Here is a 1,056-nt window from a genome sequence, read left to right on the forward strand (position 1 = left end):
TTAATATAGCATAGGATTTAGCATATCAAGAGAGATGTAATAGAAGGTTATTATCAGACATTTGATAATTTATCAGTGCTGCAACCATATGCACAAAGGCATTTGTAACTGATCTATGCCTTGAATGCTCAAACTTCCCCAATAGTTTAATTTTACTAAACACAGATTCTATTAATGCTTTTTTAAGCAATAATATTTTATCCAACATAGACATAAGTTTATTTTTCATATTTTTCTTTACCCTAGTTACCATAAAAATTCCTTGCTCTAAAAGTTGTAGAAATAATTGTTGCGAAATATAACCACGATCTCCGAATACTTTACCAAAAAGATTTTTGATTATCAGTTCCAGCTGTTTTCTATCATCCTTATTGCCAGGGCTAAAAGATGCTTTAACTATACCACCGGCTCTATTAATTATTAGATGTAGTTTAAGTCCATAGAACCAACCTTTTGTTGTCTTACTGCTTGCTGCTATGCCGGCGAACACTTTATTCATTGAAATACGGTATCTCTTACATACCTCTATACTACTTGAATCTACAAAAGAGAGTCCGTCACACTGATCCAAAATAGAATTGAATATTAGTACTAATAGTGGTAAATGTGGACCTATTATTTTTATAAATTGACTATAGCTTACTAATTGAAAATCTCTTTGATGATGAATTCATATTTGCTTCAGATAATAATTCTTAAAACAATCATAAGATGACTGCCAGTAGCCTATTATAATTGTTATTACCTCACTTCTGTTCAGTCGACTTTTAGGACCAGATTTGTTGTTATGGTTAGTAATTGAATTTGTATGCTTGWCTAATTCTTGAAAAAAATCATCGACGTAACAAAATATTTCTGTAAAATCCATTATCATAGGTTATTGCTCTTAAAGTTTTTTCAATAACCTATAAACTTTTTTCTAATACTATAAATACCATATTTTAATTAGCAATTTATATTTTGTACTCACTTTATAACAAAAACAGTATTATTAAGATCCCCGTAACCCAGTTACTATAAGCTATTCAGCGACTTTTTGAATACGAAACTCGCGTT

Annotated in this window: 1 protein-coding gene; it reads right to left on the reverse strand. The window is 30.0% G+C overall.

Annotated elements, in window-relative coordinates; genetic code table 11:
* Window positions 1–25: 25 nt before the first annotated feature.
* A complete protein-coding gene (locus tag REIS_RS17795; RefSeq protein WP_083787785.1) occupies window positions 26–670 on the reverse strand; it encodes an IS982 family transposase in 645 nt (214 codons plus the stop codon).
* Between the last annotated feature and the right edge of the window lie 386 nt (window positions 671–1,056).

It is taken from the genome of Rickettsia endosymbiont of Ixodes scapularis, assembly GCF_000160735.1.
Classification (GTDB): domain Bacteria; phylum Pseudomonadota; class Alphaproteobacteria; order Rickettsiales; family Rickettsiaceae; genus Rickettsia; species Rickettsia tamurae.